This is a genomic window from Bacillus sp. P4_D3, assembly GCF_056401855.1.
Genome location: NZ_JBFUIN010000457.1, coordinates 1 through 2,496 on the forward strand (window position 1 = coordinate 1; position 2,496 = coordinate 2,496).

Here is a 2,496-nt window from a genome sequence, read left to right on the forward strand (position 1 = left end):
CCATAACATGAAATCGCTTGATAAATTACAGGATTTTATTGAGAGATTGAAGAAATAAATAGAAGACCTCTAGTACTAAAACTGGAGGTTTTTATTTTTTGAAGAAGTAGTAATAGATTTCCTTTGTAGATGTGGATTAAAAATAAAGTTTGATAAAAATATCTATTTCAATACAGTTGCTTATTTTGAAGGAGGTAAAACATGAATTACATTTCACCGAAAGATGAGGTGTTGAAGGTGAAACGGTGGCCTAAAGATACGATAGCGGCCGGTCGTGGTCATACCGTTGGCCTTAAATCGGATGGCACGGCGGTAGCAGTGGGGCGAAATAAAGAAGGTGAATGCAATGTAAGCGGCTGGCGTGATATTGAAGCGGTCGTGGTGGGGAATGTTCATATGGCGACGAACACAGGTAATGCTCATACAATCGGTCTTACAACTGACAGTACTGTGGTAGCTGTGGGTTGGAATAAGCATAACCAATGCGATGTAAACGACTGGAATAATATTGTAACAGTGGCGGCGGGGTGGCGGCGTACCATTGGTCTTAAATCGGATGGTACGGTGGTAGCAGTGGGGCGAAATAAAGAAGGTGAATGCAATGTAAGCGGCTGGCGTGATATTGTGGCGGTCGCAGCAGGCGACTGGCATACTATCGGCCTTAAATTGGACGGTACGGTGACGGCTGTGGGTAATAATCGGTATGACCAATGCAATGTCAGTGGCTGGAGGGATATTGTGGCGATAGCGGCAGGCTATCTTCATACAGTTGGTCTTAAATCAGACGGTATGGTGACGGCTGTGGGTAATAATAAACATGGTCAATGTGATGTAAGTGATTGGCGCGATATTGTGGCGATAGCGGCAGGGAGTAATCATACAATTGGTCTTACATCTGACGGCATAGTGACGGCTGTGGGTAATAATAAACATGGTCAATGTGATGTAAGTGATTGGCGCGATATTGTAGCGATAGCGGCGGGTTGTGCCCATACAGTCGGTCTTAAATCAGACGGCACGGTGGTAGCAGTGGGTGATAACGAATATGGCCAATGCGATGTAGACAGCTGGCACGGTATCCGACTGCCCGATCCAAACATTTTGTCAATCTAAATATGTGTTGATGGGAATAAGAATGTTTAATTTCTAATAAATCGCGGGTAATATTATTTTATTTCAGGAGTAATTATGGAATAAGGTATGTAGAAAATAATTAAACTTAAATCTACTGAATAAGAAACCTTTTACAAAAAGGGGTTCTTATTCTTTTCCATAAAATGAGAGTTTACATGGCATTTTTGAACAGATGTTATTAATCGCGATTGGCCTTTTAATTGTATGGTACTTTTCTCAAAGATAAAAACGCATCGTACTTTTAAAAGAAAGCACGATGCGTTTTTATTATTTTTTTTGCCAATTTTCTTTTATGAAATCTTCACGACCAGATTCTTTTTGCTCGGTAGCATACTTTTCTGGGTTCTTTTTGTAAAAGTGTTGATGGTATTCTTCGGCCTCATAAAAAGGTGCAGCCGGCCGAATTTCAGTCACGATAGGATCTTTAAACATACCGCTTTCTGCTAGAGTTTGCTTCGATTTTTCTGCAAGCTCTTTTTGTGTTTCATTATGATAAAAAATTGCTGTGCGGTAAGAGGGACCACGATCGAAAAATTGTCCGCCGTCATCAGTTGGATCAATTTGTGGCCAATATAAATCTAGTAATTTTTGATACGGGAAAATAGAAGGATCAAATGTAATTTGAACGACTTCTAAATGTCCCGATGTCCCTGATTTTACTTGTTCGTATGTTGGGTTTTCTATATGACCACCCGCATAACCAGAAATGATTTTTTGAATGCCAGGAAGCTCATCAAATGGCTTTACCATGCACCAAAAACAACCGCCTGCGAAGGTTGCGAGTTCGTATGTTTTTTCGGACATTGCTGTAATCCTCCTAAATTTATATGTTTTATACAGTATTATATAAATTGTTTTATTGCGCAATAAAAAAGATTTGAAAATATATGTTTTTTATAAACAAGATCCACCGCTCACATCAATCAATTGTCCAGTAACCCAGCGGCTGTCTGGAGAAGCAAGAAATGCAGCGGTATCGGCAATATCTTCTACTTCGCCTAAGCGATTGAAAGCGGAAATAGTAGTAGCGTACTGTTTCATCATTGGATCGCTCAAGAGTTCCGCATTCATATCTGTTTGAATGAAGCCTGGAAGTATTGCATTTACAGTAATACCTCGTGTGCCAAGTCGTTTTGCTAGAGTGAAAGTCATTGTGTTAATTGCACCTTTCGTCATACTATATGCAACGAAATCAGGTAAAGAAATGCGAGTTGCGGCTGATGAGATATTAACAATCCGGCTATTGTCACGTAAACGAGATAGAGCTTGTTGGATGATGAAGAATGGTGCTTTTGCATTTACTGAAACGATTCTATCAAAAAATTGTTCAGTCGTTTCTTCAATAAAAGCACCAGGTCCAAT

At 39.9% G+C, this 2,496-nt stretch carries 3 protein-coding genes; 1 reads left to right on the forward strand and 2 read right to left on the reverse strand.

Features of this window, described 5'->3' with window-relative positions; all coding sequences use genetic code 11:
* The first annotated feature begins 201 nt into the window (after window positions 1-201).
* Window positions 202-1,113, forward strand: coding sequence for an RCC1 domain-containing protein (locus tag AC1DTM_RS22660; protein ID WP_256415936.1), 912 nt, complete (start codon window positions 202-204; stop codon window positions 1,111-1,113).
* 288 nt (window positions 1,114-1,401) lie between these two features.
* Here AC1DTM_RS22660 and msrA read toward each other — a convergent pair whose 3' ends face one another.
* Window positions 1,402-1,938 (reverse strand): peptide-methionine (S)-S-oxide reductase MsrA, encoded by a 537-nt coding sequence (msrA, locus tag AC1DTM_RS22665; RefSeq protein ID WP_016104502.1) that lies wholly within the window; start codon window positions 1,936-1,938, stop codon window positions 1,402-1,404.
* 90 nt (window positions 1,939-2,028) lie between these two features.
* On the reverse strand, window positions 2,029-2,496 hold a 468-nt coding region (locus AC1DTM_RS22670; RefSeq protein ID WP_477000936.1), incomplete at its 5' end, for an SDR family oxidoreductase.